The organism is Microbacterium sp. AISO3 (genome assembly GCF_002204305.1).
In the GTDB taxonomy this organism is placed as follows: Bacteria; Actinomycetota; Actinomycetes; order Actinomycetales; family Microbacteriaceae; genus Microbacterium; species Microbacterium arborescens.
Genome location: NZ_NHRF01000006.1, coordinates 15,849 through 31,027 on the forward strand (window position 1 = coordinate 15,849; position 15,179 = coordinate 31,027).

The 15,179-nt window shown below is 66.5% G+C and carries 13 protein-coding genes; 4 read left to right on the forward strand and 9 right to left on the reverse strand.

Translation table 11 applies throughout. The features are described 5' to 3' along the window. Positions 1-972 (forward strand): glycosyltransferase, encoded by a 972-nt coding sequence (locus tag CBF90_RS10075; protein WP_023955415.1) that lies wholly within the window; start codon positions 1-3, stop codon positions 970-972. Between the two features lie 4 nt (positions 973-976). On the opposite strand, the gene galE is transcribed toward CBF90_RS10075, so the two are convergent. Beyond that, positions 977-1,972, reverse strand: coding sequence for a UDP-glucose 4-epimerase GalE (galE, locus tag CBF90_RS10080; RefSeq protein ID WP_023955417.1), 996 nt, complete (start codon positions 1,970-1,972; stop codon positions 977-979). A 116-nt stretch (positions 1,973-2,088) separates the two neighbouring features. Between galE and CBF90_RS10085 the strand changes: the two genes are divergently transcribed. Continuing rightward, entirely contained in the window at positions 2,089-3,981 is a 1,893-nt protein-coding gene (locus tag CBF90_RS10085; RefSeq protein WP_242435655.1) for a glycosyltransferase, read from the forward strand. Here CBF90_RS10085 and CBF90_RS10090 read toward each other — a convergent pair. The 4 genes from CBF90_RS10090 to glf are packed head-to-tail and all read right to left on the reverse strand — an operon-like array spanning position 3,978 to position 8,694. Next, positions 3,978-4,721 carry an ABC transporter ATP-binding protein gene (locus tag CBF90_RS10090; protein WP_023955421.1) on the reverse strand — a complete coding sequence of 248 codons (744 nt, stop codon included), beginning with the start codon at positions 4,719-4,721 and terminating at the stop codon, positions 3,978-3,980. The two genes, CBF90_RS10085 and CBF90_RS10090, sit on opposite strands and share 4 nt — an antisense overlap. Continuing rightward, positions 4,721-5,512, reverse strand: coding sequence for an ABC transporter permease (locus CBF90_RS10095; RefSeq protein ID WP_023955423.1), 792 nt, complete (start codon positions 5,510-5,512; stop codon positions 4,721-4,723). Before CBF90_RS10095 ends, CBF90_RS10090 begins: the two co-directional genes overlap by 1 nt. Before the next feature lie 24 nt (positions 5,513-5,536). Next, the gene (locus CBF90_RS10100) at positions 5,537-7,561 is read right to left on the reverse strand and encodes an acyltransferase family protein (RefSeq protein ID WP_172407819.1); all 2,025 of its coding nucleotides are present in this window, start codon (positions 7,559-7,561) and stop codon (positions 5,537-5,539) included. Beyond that, positions 7,558-8,694, reverse strand: a complete 1,137-nt coding sequence (gene glf / locus CBF90_RS10105) for a UDP-galactopyranose mutase (RefSeq protein WP_023955427.1) — start codon at positions 8,692-8,694, stop codon at positions 7,558-7,560. Before glf ends, CBF90_RS10100 begins: the two co-directional genes overlap by 4 nt. A 90-nt stretch (positions 8,695-8,784) precedes the next feature. Between glf and CBF90_RS10110 the strand changes: the two genes are divergently transcribed. Together CBF90_RS10110 and CBF90_RS10115 are read left to right on the forward strand one after the other, a co-directional pair. Next, complete coding sequence (locus tag CBF90_RS10110; protein ID WP_023955429.1) at positions 8,785-9,675, forward strand: glycosyltransferase; 891 nt, start codon at positions 8,785-8,787, stop codon at positions 9,673-9,675. 94 nt (positions 9,676-9,769) lie between these two features. Next, entirely contained in the window at positions 9,770-10,828 is a 1,059-nt protein-coding gene (locus CBF90_RS10115) for a glycosyltransferase family 1 protein (protein WP_267879195.1), read from the forward strand. Here the strand turns inward: CBF90_RS10115 and CBF90_RS10120 are convergent. Genes CBF90_RS10120 through CBF90_RS10135 form a run of 4 tightly spaced genes read right to left on the reverse strand, consistent with a single transcriptional unit; the run spans position 10,810 to position 15,155 of the window. After that, complete coding sequence (locus tag CBF90_RS10120; protein ID WP_088380525.1) at positions 10,810-12,060, reverse strand: hypothetical protein; 1,251 nt, start codon at positions 12,058-12,060, stop codon at positions 10,810-10,812. The two genes, CBF90_RS10115 and CBF90_RS10120, sit on opposite strands and share 19 nt — an antisense overlap. After that, positions 12,047-12,442 carry a DUF2304 domain-containing protein gene (locus CBF90_RS10125; RefSeq protein WP_023955435.1) on the reverse strand — a complete coding sequence of 132 codons (396 nt, stop codon included), beginning with the start codon at positions 12,440-12,442 and terminating at the stop codon, positions 12,047-12,049. The genes CBF90_RS10120 and CBF90_RS10125 overlap by 14 nt, the downstream gene beginning before the upstream one ends. Position 12,443: 1 nt before the next feature. Further along, positions 12,444-13,178 (reverse strand): glycosyltransferase family 2 protein, encoded by a 735-nt coding sequence (locus CBF90_RS10130; RefSeq protein ID WP_023955437.1) that lies wholly within the window; start codon positions 13,176-13,178, stop codon positions 12,444-12,446. A 24-nt stretch (positions 13,179-13,202) separates the two neighbouring features. Beyond that, positions 13,203-15,155: a DUF6541 family protein gene (locus CBF90_RS10135; protein ID WP_088380526.1), complete on the reverse strand. Its 1,953-nt coding sequence runs from the start codon at positions 15,153-15,155 to the stop codon at positions 13,203-13,205. Positions 15,156-15,179: the final 24 nt, after the last annotated feature.

Below are 15,179 nucleotides of genomic sequence, written 5' to 3' on the forward strand. Positions count from 1 at the left end.
GTGAGCGCGCAGGTTTTCGACCCGACATCGGCGAGCATCGCCATCGTCACTTTCAACCGCTCCGCGCTCCTGTCGCGGCTGCTCGAGAGCATCGTCCGGATGGATCCGAAGCCCGGGCGCGTGGTGATCGTCGACAACGCGTCGACCGACGACACGACATCCGTCGTCGAGTCGTTCCGCGATCGGCTGGGGACCCAGCTGGAGTACCGGCGACTCGAGACGAACACGGGCGGGTCCGGCGGATTCAGCGAGGGCGTGCGCGTGGCGTACGAGCTGGGCTCCGAGTGGATCTGGCTCATGGATGACGACGTCGAGGTGCTTCCCGACGGGCTCGCCAAGATGGGTCGCTGGGCGCCGCGCTTCCGCAGCATCCAGGGCCGCCGGTACGACTACGACGGCAGCGAGTTCTACTGGCAGTACCGCATCGCCGAGCGCATGGGCATCCCGATCCCCTTCGCCCCCGCCGGGTTCGGCGAGTCGGGATACAAGGAGATGAACTCCGGTTGCTTCGAGGGGATGTTCATCCACCGCGACATCGTGGCCCGCATCGGCCTGCCCGATCCGCGCTTCTTCATCTACTGGGACGACCAGCTCTACGGCTGGCTCGCCTCCCGCATCACGACGTCGGTCATCGTCGACGAGTTCGTCCTGCGCCGCACGCGTGAGATCCGCCAGTGGGACATGGGCATCCGACACATGAACGCCTCGAGCAACGCCTACCGGTACTACATCATGCGCAACCGGGCGCACATCAAGCAGTACTACCGGACCAAGGGCGTGTACAACCCGGTGCTGTTCGGTCTCGGGACGACGCTGACCTTCGGCAAGGAGCTCATCCGACTCTTCCTCGTCGAGCGCACCGTGCGCGGCACGTCCAACCTCTTCCGCGGCCTCCGCGACGGCCGGCGCATCTCGCGCGACCGCACCTGGCAGCCGATGCAGCCGCTGATGGATCAGCCGGCCCGTCCCTGACGAACTACCGAGACTGCGCGAGGTTCCACGCCCACGCGTCCGCAATCGCGTCATCAACGGTTCGTTCCGCTCGCCAGTCCAGCAGCTGATGCGCGCGGTCCACGATGGCGTACGACCCCGCGGAGTCGCCGGGCCGCCTTGCTCCCACGCGGATGTCCACATCCACGCCGGTGACGCGTATGAAGGCGTTCACGAGCTCGCGAACGGTCGTTCCCGTTCCCGTGCCGATGTTCAGGACCGCCGAAGGCAAATCGGCACCGACGACGTCATCGAACCGACGAACGGCATGAACGTGGGCCCGGGCGAGGTCCCATACGTGAATGAAGTCGCGCAGCCCCGACCCATCGCGGGTCGGCCAATCGCGGCCGTTGATCGTGAAAGCGGATCCCGCATCGGCGGCTGCCATGATGCGACCGAGAACGTGTGAGGGGTAACGCGAGGTCGGGCCGGTGCGCAGGCGCGGATCGACCCCTACCGGGTTGAAGTAGCGCAGGCTGATCGCGCGGATCTGGCCCGCTGTGGCGGCATCCGCGAGAATCTGCTCCGTCATCGCCTTCGTGCGAGCGTACGGGCTGGCCGGGTGCAGCGGAGCATCCTCCGTCACGCCCCCCTCCACCTCTGCGTATACGGAAGCGGACGAGCTGAATATGACCCGTCGGATACCGCGGTCGCTCAACCGCTGCAGCAGTGCGACGCTGGAAGCCACGTTCGAGGCGTAATAGGTCAGAGGATCCGCGACCGATTCGGGCACGATGACGCGTGCGGCGCAGTGAATGACCGCGTGGATGTCTCCATGCTCGTCGAGCACCCGATCGACGAGCGCGTCGTCAGCGATATCGCCGCGGTAGAAAGTGCGGGCGGCGACGTGCTGCGCCGAGCCCGTCGACAGATCGTCGATGACGATCGGCACGAACCCGGCATCGATGCAGGCGGTCGCGACGGTTGCACCGATATACCCGGCCCCACCTGTGATGAGCACTTTCGGAGCATCGAGCCGCATCGAACGATCCTACCGGTGTCGGCAGAGGATGCCTCAGAGCCTGGCAGGGTAGGCTCACGAGGTCGTCCCCACCCTCGTCGTTCGGAGTTGCCTTGCCTCACGTTCTGCAGAATGTCGTGCTTCCGCTCGAACGGGATCCCGATTTGATTCCGCTCTACGTCGACCCCGAGACATGGACGGAGATCGACGAGGAAGCCGTGCGCGTCTCGTCTCGTGCGCAGCTCGCGAACATCATCGATCGGCGCACCGCTCGCATCGTTCCCGGTCGGCGCGTCTCGTTCGGCACGTACTTCAACGCCTTTCCCGCCTCGTACTGGCAGCACTGGACCGCCGTACGCGAGGTGACCCTTACCGTCCGCACCTCGGGACCGGCCACGATCCTCGTGTACCGTTCGAACGGCGGCGGCGTCAAGCAGCGCCTCGAGACGCGAGAGGTGGTCGGCTCTGTTGCGAGCGACTTCCATCTCACACTCGATCAGTACAGCGATGGCGGCTGGATCTGGTTCGACATCGTCGCAGACGAGGAGGCCGCGCAGTTCCAGGGCGGCGAGTGGACGACCGCGGATGCGCCGGTTCGACGAGGGAAGGCCTCGCTCGGCATCACGACCTACAACAAGCCGGATTACTGCGTACAGACGCTCAGCGCGCTGGCCGCTTCCCCTGACGTCGTCGAGCTGATCGACCGGATCTTCCTCGTCGACCAGGGCACCCAGCTCGTCTCCGAGGAGGCTGGCTTCGACGAGGCTTCAGCCGCGCTCGGGGAGACCCTGCAGCTGATCGCTCAGCCGAATCTGGGTGGATCCGGCGGTTTCGCGCGTGCGATGTTGGAAACCCTCGATCGCCCGGAGAGCGACTTCGTCCAGCTGCTGGACGACGATGTGCGCCTCGAACCGGAGTCTTTGCGGCGATCCATCATCTTCGGCCGATACTCGACGACGCCCACGATCGTCGGGGCGCACATGTTCGACCTACTCGATCGACCGAAGCTGCACGCGTGGGCGGAGGTCGTCGACGACAAGCCGTTCATGTGGCGGAATCTTTTCCAAGAGAAGATGCCTCACGACTTCTCGGTCACGAATCTTCGCCAGTCGCCCATCCTCCACATGCGGCTGGATGCGGATTACAACGGCTGGTGGATGTGTCTGATCCCCAAGGAGATCCTGCGAGAGATCGGGTTGGCTCTTCCAGCATTCATCAAGTGGGACGACGCCGAGTACTGCGTGCGGGCACGCGATGCCGGTTATCCGACGGTCTCCCTCCCGGGCGTTGCACTCTGGCATGTCTCATGGGCGGGCAAGGACGACTCCATCGACTGGCAGGCGTACTTCCACGCTCGCAACCGCATCGTCGCAGCGCTCCTGCACTCGCGTTCCGCCGGCGGCGGCACTCTGCTCCGTCACAGCAGACGGGTCGACCTCAAGCATCTCCTGATGATGCAGTACTACCCGGTCGCACTCCGCAACCGAGCACTCCGCGACGTTTTGCGCGGACCGCGCCATATGGGGGAGAACATCGCCACCGCGATGCCTGATGCGCGGGCACTCGCGGCGCGGTTCCCCGAGACCGTCATTCACCGTGAAACAGGTGTTCCGCTGCGCTCGCGACGGGGCCGGCAGGTCTTCCGCCGATACCGTCGCAATGTCTTCGACAGCCCGAAGGGCCTGGCCCTTCGGTGGTTCACGCTGAGCACGGTCGTGGCGCACTGGTTCCATGAGCCGCGCCCGGAGAATGTTTCGCAGCCCGAGGTGGAGTTCGGTAAGGGTGACGCCAACTGGTGGCGCGTGCCCCGCTACGACAGCGCTCTCGTGAGCGCGGCCGATGGCTCCGGCAAGAACGTCTACACCCGGGACCGGGCGCGATTCCGAGGGCTCCTCGTAGACAGCATCCGCTTGCACGCTCGGCTTCGGCGCAATTGGGCTCGTCTGGCCGCCGAGTATCGAGGCGCGCTCCCCGAAATCACGTCTGCATCCAACTGGGAGAAGATCTTCGGGCGCGACGCGCGGGACTAAACCCCGCCGTTGTGGTCCGCGTTGTACCGGTCGAGCACGTCGCCGATCGGCCCGTCGAGGACCAGAGCGCCCTTGTCGAGGTACAGGCCGCGCGTGCAGAAACGTCGCAGGTCCTTCTCGTTGTGGCTGACGAAGAACAGCGTCCGCCCCTCGGCGAGCAGCTCGTCGATGCGCTTGTAGCACTTGGCGCGGAATGCCCGGTCGCCGACCGCGAGCACCTCGTCGACGAGGAGGATCGGTTCGTCGAGCTGCGACACCACGGAGAACGCCAGGCGTACCTTCATACCGTTCGAGAGATGCTTGTACGGGGTGTCGACGAAGTCCGCGATCTCGGCGAACTGGATGATGTCATCGAATCGGCGGTTGACCTCGGCCTTCGACATCCCGTGCAAACCGGCTGTGAGGCGGACGTTCTCCCGCACGGTGAGGTCGCCCACGAAGCCGCCCGTGATCTCGATCAGCGGTGCGACGCCGCCGTGCACCTCGACACGACCCTCATCCGGCAGCAGGACGCCGGCGACGAGCTTGAGGAGCGTGGACTTGCCCTGCCCGTTGCGCCCGACGACGCCGATCGACTCGCCCGGCTCGACCGAGAACGAGACATCCCGAAGCGCCCAGAACTCGCCCGGTCTGCTGCGGCGGGACGCACCGCCGAACAGATCCTTCACGTTGCGTCGCCCGCGCCGGTTGCGGCGGAAACGGACGCCGAGGTCGCGCACCTCGATCGCGAGTCCCGTCATCACAGCTCCTTCAGCACCGGACGCTCGAGGCGTGAGAACACGAGGAGGCCGAGCCCGAAGATCAGGATGCTGGTGACCGCCCCGACGATCACCGACAGCGTGTCCCATTGATCGGGGAAGAACCCCACGCGGTAGAGCGTGAAGATACCGGCCAGCGGATTGAACGCCCCGAGTTCCTTGAAGACGCCGGGCAGGTCGGCCACGCCGTAGATGATCGGCGAAGCGTAGAAGAGCGCACGGAGGACGAGCCGCGTGGTGCGCTCCAGATCGCCCCAGAGGACGCAGAGCGGGGCGACGATGAGCCCCAATCCCAGCAGCAGGATCACCTGCAGCACGACGGCCACCGGGAACAGCAGAAGAGCCGGGTTCACCGTCGCACCGCCGAAGATCGCGAACATCGCGAGCACCGGGAGCGAGAAGAGGAACTCGATGCCCTTGCTCAGAACGATGCGTCCCACCCAGATCGAGCGAGGGATGGAGGTCGACCGCACCAGTCGCGCGTCCTTGTTGAAGGCGCGCGTGAAGTCGGTGACCGCCGAGTTGAACCACACCCAGGGCAGCAGAGCGGTGATGAGAAAGACGATGTACGGGTTCTCGCCGACATCCCGATGGAAGACCTGCGTGAAGACGAACCAGTAGATTCCGCTCATGACGAGGGGATCGAGGACCGACCACAGGTACCCGAGCGCGCTCGTGGAGTACCGCACCCGCAGGTCGCGCGCCGACAGCAGCCACAGAGAGTGGAAGTAGCGCCGCGGCGATCCGGGGGCGCCGACGACGGCGGGACTCACGCGTTCGATCCTACGGCGCCCACTTCACCCGAGCGGAACACCGGGCATCCCTCGGAATGCGGCGAGTACCGCGGGGGCGAGCGACTGCGCGTACGACGCAGTCAAGTGATTGTCGTCGATGTAGACGGCGACGTTCCCGATGGCAGGCAGACACACTCCATCCGGGCACAGGTACTCGGACAGATCGAGCACGTAGACGCTGCCCGCCTCGGTGAGTCCGAGGGCCGGGTTCTCCGGGCTCATCACGGCGTCAACCGGCATGGCGCAGTCGGAGACGGACGCCGAAGCCTCGAGGCATCCGTACATGTCGAAGTCGTAGCGGGGGTTGTCGCGCACGAGCAGCACCTGGGAGCCGCTGGCGGCGATACTGGTGACCGGGCGTTCGAGGCCGAGGGGCCGACGTTCCCCGGGCGACGACGGCGACGCTTTCGTGCCCATCAGCATGACGACGTCCGCGGGCTGGCTTTCGGCATACGCCCGGGCTTCCTCACGCCACTGGGCACATTCATCGTTCGCGTCCTCATCAGGCGCGAACGAGCATCCCCCTCGCAGCAGAGCGACGATGTTCCACCCGGCGTCCTCCAGGACCGGGAGGATCGCCCCCATCCACTGCTGCGCGTGGGAGTCCCCGACCACGAGGAACAGGGGCGCGTCCGGGTTCGTGCCCGTCTGAACGCACGTCGCTGCGGCCAGCGCGCCGGCAGGCCGGATCGCATCCGTGCAGGGGCCGTCGAGCGCGACCCATTCCTCGCTCAACCGCGTGCTGACCGGCCGGACCGGAGCCCCCTCGACGGCCGTCACGCCGAGCCACGGCATCAGCACGTGTGCACCGGGGTTCTCCTGCGGATCGTACGAGGCGACCCGGATGCTCTCACCCGCCTGCCAGGTACCCAGAGGGAGGGCGACGGCGAGAACCGCTGCGCCGATGACGGCGAGGCTTCGCCGCCCACTGGTCAGCAGGCGGGCGAGGGGTCGCTCCACGCCGTAAGCGAGGAGCACAGCAGCGGCAACGGAGGCGACGATGACGACGAGCCCGCCGACGGCGTCCACGGTCGTCGCGTCGGTGAGGGTCATGTACGCCACAAGAATCGGCCAATGCACGAGATAGAGCGCGTAAGCGATTCCGCCGATCCAGACCATCGGACGGGAACCGAGCCACCGCGAAGCGGAACCGGGGCGCCGCGACTGCCCCGCGACGATGATGAGGACGGCCGCCAGTGTGGGCCACAACGCGGCGACGCCCGGAAAGCCCGCACCCACGTCGAGGACGATGCCGCAGGCAATGAGCGCGCCGATCCCGATCCAGCCCACGACGCCGGCCCACGACCGTGGCAGCCGGACCCACGGAAGCAGGAGAGCGGCCAGTGAGCCAAGCGCGAACTCCCACAGCCGGGCCGGCACGCTGAAATAGGCAGCCTGCTGGTCCGACGCCGTCAGGTGCACCGAGTATGCGAGTGAGACGCAGAAGGTCAGCCCGAAGCCGGCGATGAGAATCGGGCGCACCGGACGGCGGATCCACCGCGCGACGACGACAGCGAGCAGGACGAGAACGGGCCAGAGGATGAACACCTGGCCCTGGACCGAGAGGGACCAGAAGTGCTGCAGAGCACTCGGGAAGATCGACGTCCTGGCGTAGTAGTCCACGGCGGACGCCGTCAGTGCGCGGTTCTGGACATAGAACAACGACGACCACGCTTCGGTCCAGATCTGACGCCATTGCGAACCAGGCAGGACGACGAAGGTGAACAGCAGTACTCCGAGGATCGTCACCGCCGCGGCTGGCAGAAGGCGCGCGAAGCGACGCGCCCAGAATCTCAGCAGATCGATCGGTGCGAGCGATGTTGATCGCGCCACGAACGACGCGGTCAGAAAGTACGCCGAGATGAGAAGGAAGACGTCGACGCCGCCCGAGACCCGCCCGAGCCATACGTGGTACACGACGACCAGGACGATCGCGAAGGCCCGTAGTCCATCGATGTCGCGTCGCCGCCTGTTCGCAGCGGAGGCGGCTCTCCGCGTCGTCGGCGACGGAGCGTCGACCGCGGTCACGCCAGCTGGTTGTTCCACATCGACAGCGCCGAGCCGATGGCCATGTGCATGTCGAGGTACTGGTAGGTGCCCAGGCGGCCGCCGAAGAGGACGTCCTGCTCCCCCTTGGCGAGATCGCGGTATGCCAGCAGCCCGGCGCGATCCTCGGCCGTGTTCACCGGATAGTACGGCTCGTCGGCGCGGGTCGCGAAGCGCGAGTACTCCCGCACGATGACCGTCTTGTCCGTCGGGTACCGGTCGGCGCGCTCCGGGTGGAAGTGCTTGAACTCGTGGATGCGGGTGTACGGCGCATCGGCGTCGGCGTAGTTCATCACGCTCGTGCCCTGGAAGTCCGGGATGTCGAGGACGTCCTGCTCGAAGTCGAGGGTGCGCCACGACAGCTCGCCCTCCGTGTAGTCGAAGTAGCGGTCGACGGGGCCGGTGTAGACGATCGGGACCTGGCCGACGGTCGCCTTCTTGTTCAGCGGCTGCGACTCGTCGAAGAAGTCGGTGCTCAGCTTTACCTCGATGTTCGCGTGGTCGGCCATGCGCTCGAGCCAGGCGGTGTAGCCGTCGACCGGAAGGCCTTCCCAGGTGTCGTTGAAGTAGCGGTTGTCGTAGGTGTAGCGGACCGGCAGGCGCGAGATGATCTCGGCCGGAAGCTCCTTCGGATCGGTCTGCCACTGCTTCGCGGTGTAGTCCCGGATGAACGCCTCGTACAGCGGACGGCCGATCAGACCGATGGCGCGTTCCTCGAGGTTGTTCGCCTGCTTCGGGTCGAACTCGCCCGCGAGCTCCTGGATGAGGTTGCGTGCCTCACCGGGCGTGTACGCCGCCTGGAAGAACTGGTTGATCGTTCCGAGGTTGATCGGAAGCGGGTACACGACGCCCTTGTGGGTCGTGTAGACGCGGTGGACGTAGTTCGTGAACTGCGTGAAGCGGTTGACGTACTCCCACACCGTAGCGTTCGAGGTGTGGAACAGGTGGGCCCCGTACTTGTGGACCTCGATGCCGGTAGTCGGCTCGTTCTCGGTGTAGGCGTTGCCGCCGATGTGGTGACGTCGGTCGATGACCGTCACCTTGCGACCGGATGCCGCGGCACGCTCGGCGATGGTGAGACCGAAGAATCCGGAACCGACGATGAGGAGATCCATGAGGCGCTTTCGTAGGGCGGGCAAGTGATGGCAGAGGATCCAGCCGGAGAACGAGTCTATCGGCGCCGCGTTCCGTAACCTGGACGAGTCATGACTCTCGAGATCTTCATCCCCTTCTGGGGAGACCCCGCGCTCCTCTACCAGACCGTCGACTCCGTCCGGGCGCAGAACAACCCGGACTGGCGTCTCACGATCATCGATGACTGTTACCCGGACCCCTCGGTGGCCCAGCACTTCGCGCATGAGACCGATGACCGGATCTCCTACGTCCGCAATGAGAAGAATCTGGGCATCACGGAGAACTTCCGCGAATCGGTGCGGCGCGCCACCGGGACTCACCTCTCGATCCTCGGGTGCGACGATCTGCTTCTACCGACGTACGTGGACGTGGTGACCCGCACCATCGATGCCGTACCCCATGCCGACGTGATCCAGCCGGGCGTGGATGTCATCGATGAGAACGGCGAGCTCGCTTTCCCACTCGTGGATCGTGTCAAGCAACGACTCCTGGCGCCCCGCACATCTCGCGGCATCGCTGTGCTCGCGTCGGAGCACATGGCGACGAGCCTCATCCGCGGCGACTGGCTGTACTGGCCCTCCCTGACATTCCGCGCCGAGACGCTGCGCCGCATCGACTTCCGCGACGGCCTCCCCGTGATCCAGGATCTGGGCCTGCTCATGGACATAGCTTTCGCGGGGGGGACTCTTGCATACAATCCAGCGCCCGCGTTCCAGTACCGCCGCCACGATGCGTCTGCGTCGCAGCGGGCGCTTCTCGACGGCGAACGATTCCGCGTCGAGCGGGAGTACTACCGCCTCGCCGCCGATCTCGCCGGAAAGCAGGGGTGGCTCCGCACACGCCGCGTCGCCAAGCTTCGGTTCATTTCACGACTGCACGCCGTCGCAGCGCTGCCGGCCGTCGTGGCGAAGGGTACCGCGGCGGGGACGCGCTCGACGCTGGCACACGTGCTGGCCCCCTGACGCGATTCCGCGGGCAGAGACCAGCTTGCTAACCTGACCTGTCATGCCCCTCGTCCTCGTCGATCTCCTGTCTTACACCGGCACCAAGGGAGGTATGGAGACATACGCCCGCGAGCTGTACCGGGCCATCGGTGGAATGAGGCGCGACTTCGAGTTCATCGCGTTCGCGAGTTCGGAGGGCGCGAGACTCGACATGTCGTGGTTCCCGGGCGAGGTCATCGACTCCGGTATCAGCGGCGAGAACCGATTCGCGTGGGCCCGAGGCGAACTGATGGCCGTCGGCCGCGCCGCGAAGGCGCATGGCGCGGACCTCGTACACGCGCCGGCATCGCTCGGACCACGCAAGACGACGATGCCCACCGTCCTCACCATTCACGACATGCTCTACTGGAGCCACCCCGAGTACATGTCGACTCCGCTTTACACCGGCCCCGTGAAGTGGATGGAGAAGGTTGCTGCTCGTAACGCCGAGCGAGTGATCACCATCAGTCCTGCGTCGGCAGATGAGATTCAGAAGTACCTTTCCGTCCCCTCCGACCGACTCGACGTCATCCCGCTGGCCGGGCCGCCTCCTCGCGCGACGCCGCGACGCCCTGTCCCCGAGGGACGCCCGCTGATCATCGCTATGGGAAATCGGCGTCCACACAAGAACTGGGAGGCGCTGATTCACGCCGTGGCGCTGATCGATGAGCCCCGCCGGCCCCGGATCGTGATCACCGGCGGCCGCGGAGAGGACCCCCTCGCCCCCCTCGTCCAGCGCCTCGGTGTTACCGCCGATGTCGAGCTTCGCGGCTGGGTCGACGACGAGGAGGTGGCGCGCCTCTATGCGACCGCCGCGGCCCTGGCGATCCCGTCGCGCGCGGAAGGATTCTCTCTCCCCACGCTCGAGGCGATGGCGCAGGGGATCCCCGTCCTGCTGAGCGACATCCGCGTCCATCGGTACGTCGGTGGGGAGGCTGCGCTCTATTTCTCGCCAGATGACCATGCGGGGCTCGCCGAACTGATGACCCGGGTCAGCGGCGACCCCGACATCCAAGCTGGGATGTCAGAGGCGGGAAGGGCGCGCGCGGGCGAGTTCACCTGGGTCCGCAGCGCCTCAGCAACCCTGCAATCGTTCGACCGAGCGCTCGGGCGTCAGTCGCCCGCGGTCTGAACCGGAACCGGGGCACCGCGAAGCGCCCACAGGTGGATGGCGACGCCGATGACGGGTGCGGCGGCTATCACGCTGACCGTCGCGCCCACCTGAGAGGGTACGACCCCGAGGCCCAGGAGCAGGACGAGGGACGACACACCCCACCCCGCCACGTAGAGACGATGACGCCCTCGGGCCAGGGCCGCAGGCCCGGTCAGGCATAGCAGTGCGGTCAGGCCTGCGCTCGCGATCACGAGGCTGTACATGGCGGGCGCCAGGCTGTATCTGCCCTGGTAGAGCAGCTCGATCACCCACGGCCCCACGACGACGCTGGCCGCGGACAGAAGAACGGTCACCACGATCAGGACGGCCCCCCATGCCAGCGTGCGACGAGCGGCGAGGTCGGGACGATCGCGAAAGGTGACGACGAGGTAGCTCTGGAGAGCCATCAGCGGAATCACGAGCGGCGCGCGAGTGAGCGTTATGACCAGGATCAGCGCCGCGAGATCGCGTGCCCCCAAACCGGACGAGGTGACGCCGAGTACGAGTGGAAGCCCGCTGATCATGACGCCCGTAGCCAGCGCCGCGCCGACGGTGCTCACGCTGTGACGTCCCAGCTGCATGACGGAGCCGTCGATACGTACGGACTGCGCGGCACGGCGCCCGTCGAGGAACCACAGAAGCACGAACGCAGCTGCGAAGGGTAGCGCTATCGCCCAGGCGTACGCGGCGCCGGAAAGCCCCATCAGCATGACGGCGAAGACTGCGACGAGACGCAGGAGCGAGTCCGCCACTGTCATTCCGGCCGCGGAGCGCCACCGGCGAGCGCCGTAGAAGACGCCGCTCAGCACCGCGACGAACGTGTAGGCCGCGGTGCCGACGAGGATGCTCGGAACGAACTCCGCGGCACGCGCGCCGAAGGCGCTCGGCGCCCAGAAGAACGAGGACCCCAGTACGAGAGCGACGAAGACACCGGCCGCGCCGAGCGAGAACCGCGTCAGCGCACGAGTCGCCGACGGCGCTTTTCCACGCGGAGATGCCGCACGGGTGATCTCCTGCTGCACACCCGCGACACCGGCGGCGATCAGGAACATCGCCGACCATGCGATGCCGAAGGTGATGTAGTCGTCCCGCGAGCTCAGCGCCGGGACGACGGCCTGGATCCCATAGCCCGCCGCGCCGGCGATGACAGTCGCAGCGAGGATCAGCGTGAGGCCGGAACGCGCCGTCGCAGGTACCTCAGGCTCGGTCATCGCTGACGGGAGCCCCGCTCCCGCGTCCATCGAGGCGATCCAAACGGTGATCGACCGTCTCGAGCTGGGCGCGCAGGATGGCGACCTCTTCGGCCGTTCGACGGATCTCGTCCTCAGCCTGAGAAAGCTCCCAGGACAGATGCAAAGAGACGCCGAGGAGGAGCACGATCGCCATGGCGAAAAGGAGGTTTGCCGGCACTTGAACGCCGAGGAGATTCGTCAAACCGTCGAGCAGCTGAGGGAAGATTCCGAGAATCAGCACCGCGAGGGCGATCACAAGCCAGAGCGCGGCGTACTTCTCGCGGAGCCGGCGTGTGAGCAGCATCCACGTGACCACGATCACGATCACGATGGCCAGAGCGATCCCGAAGATGACGATCATGTCAGGCCTCCTGTTCCGGATTGGTCATACCCGGCCTGCGCATGATCGCGAGCTGCAGCGCGAACACAGAGCGCAGCAGGTAGACGGCCGAGCCGACGGGGCCCTGACTCGGCTTACCGTGACGGCGGGGGCGCATGGCAACCGGCACCTGCGTGACTGTGAGTCCCGCGTGGCAGGCCGCCACGAGAGAATCGAGGGTGTCCCCGAGATACTCGGCGGGATAGTAGCGGACGTACTGATCGATCGCTCGCGCGTTGGCAGCACGGAAACCGCTCGTGACGTCCGTCAACCGGGTCTTGGCCACGCGGGAGAGGACGCTCGCGAGGAATCGCATCGCCCACTTGCGCGGGCCGCGTACCTCGTAGTCGCCGACATCGCTGAAACGCGCGCCGATGGATATGTCGGCCTTCTCGAGCCCCTCGAGCACTCGCGCGATGTCTGCCGGATTGTGCTGACCGTCAGCGTCCACCTGGATGGCGCGTTGGAAACCCTGCCGCTGCGCATAAGTGAAGCCGGCTCTCATGGCGCCGCCGACGCCGAGGTTGAAAGGGAGCGTCAGAACTGTGGCGCCGGCCGCGCGTGCGACCTCACCAGTGCGGTCGATGGAACCGTCGTCGATCACTGCCACGTGATATTTGGCATCCGCCTCGCGGATCTCGCGAACGGTGTCTCCGACGTTGTGCTGCTCATTCCATGCGGGCACGATGACCAGCACGGACTCGGATTCAACCGTCATAGTCCACCCAGTCTACCGACACCCTCAGGACCGTCCGCAGGCGACGACCTGGTAGAGACGAGCATCTCCCTCTTCATCGACGAGCTTGACCGCAGACGAATCCGCGAGGTCGTCCAAGCCCGGGAAGTCGTGCTGTCCGCCGTGTATCTCACGGCTCCCGAAGTCGAGCACGAATCCGACGTCGAGGGCCTCCAGCGCTTGGCAGACGGGGTCGCCGGGCTCCGCGTCCCGCAGCCCGTCGTTGATCGTCGCGACCTCCTCCGATATCTGCATCAGCGTGTGCGGCATCAGCACCGGACGATCCGCCAACGCCGAGGCGAGGGATGCCCCCGTCCAGACGCTTCCCGCGACCGCCACGCCCGGCGGGACCTCCTCGGGCAGACGCTCGAGAAGGGCGTACTCATCTGATGACAGAAGCGGCGACGAGTCGTCCACGCGATAGAGCGGCGACGCCCACTCGACGGCGCGGTTCATCGCGCCATCCATCTGTAGGCCGAGCAGAAGCGCAGCGGAAGCGGCGAGAGCCAGCAGTGGACGGAGCGTGGGGGCCGCACGGCGCCCGTCGAGCACACGGCCCACGGCCGTCCAGGAACGGGCCGCACCGAACGCGGCGAGCGGGAGGAGAGCGACACTGAAGACCGCGACCAAACGCGGCAGATTGTTGTACCAGCTGCCCGTCAGCAGGTCGCGGACGTCTGCCCATGGCAGAGACGCGACCGTGAAGAACAGTCCGAAGCCCACGAGGTACATCGCCAGGGCGACGATGGTTGGCGCGGTTCGGTCCACGAACGCCCAGACGATGCCCGCGACGACGCACAGCGCGGCAACGACAGCGGGGAGCAGGTACCACATCGAGATCGTCGCCCCCTGGAAGACGGCGTCACGCATCCTCATCTGCAAGGGCCACCCGCGAGCCTCCTCCGGGGGCCGCAGGATGTTGAGCAGGAGGATGCACACACCCACGTAGGCCACCGCCAGGGCGACCACGCCAGCGCGTCCCGCCGGGGTCGTGCTACGACGCGCACGACGGACGACCGCCACCGCCACGGCTGGGCATGACAAGACCATCCAGGCGACGAAACCCCCCGGGTGCGCGAGTGTCAGACCGGGCAGGACGCCGACGAGGATGAGCACCCACCAGCCCCATTCGAATGGCGGGCCCCCGCTGACGATGCCCAGCGCCCTGACGGTCGCCGCGAGCGCGACGGGCAAGAGAGCCAGACTGAGCTGCAGCGGATAGAGCACGCCGTAGTCCATCAGGAGAATCGGAAACCCCGGCAGCGACGCCGCGATCAGCGCAGCGGCCACGCTGTAGCGCGCGGCCGGGCCGAAGAGCGTCCGGACCAGGCCCACCGCTGAGATGGGCCAGATGACGGCGCTGATGATCAGGGTCGTCGCAGTGACGCTGACCGGGATCGATGCGCCGCTGATCTGTACCGTCAGCGCGACCAGACCATGCCACGCAGCGGGGTAGAACGGCAACGAGCCGTCAGGGCTGGTCATGTAACCCAGACGGAGCGAGGACGCATCGTTCTCGGTAAGGACGTACCGCACTCCGTTGAGGTGGAAGATGTTGTCGAACGTCTGCGAGATGTTCTCCGGCGCCTGGACGATCTGCATCACCCGTATCGAGAGCACGACGACGGCGACAGCGACCGCGACGACGGTCATCGTCGCGGCGCGGCGGCCGGGAGAGTTCGCATCATGCGCAGAGGGACGCACGTCCGCGGCCCGCGCGCGCAGCATGCGGCGACTGGCGACGATAGCTGCTCCGACGATGCCCGTCATGACCACGACCGGAAGCACTGAGAAAGGCACGCCGACCCACGACGCCACAACGGCGGTGCCCGAGATGAGGGTCGTCGCAAACGCCGGGGCTGCGGCGACGGCCCAGAAGCCGCGCAACCCCACGGACCAGGAGAGGAAGCCACCCACTGCCCAGAGCACGAAGAGACCCGCGAGGACGGGAGGGATCAAGGCTAGGAAACTCAAAACGTGGTG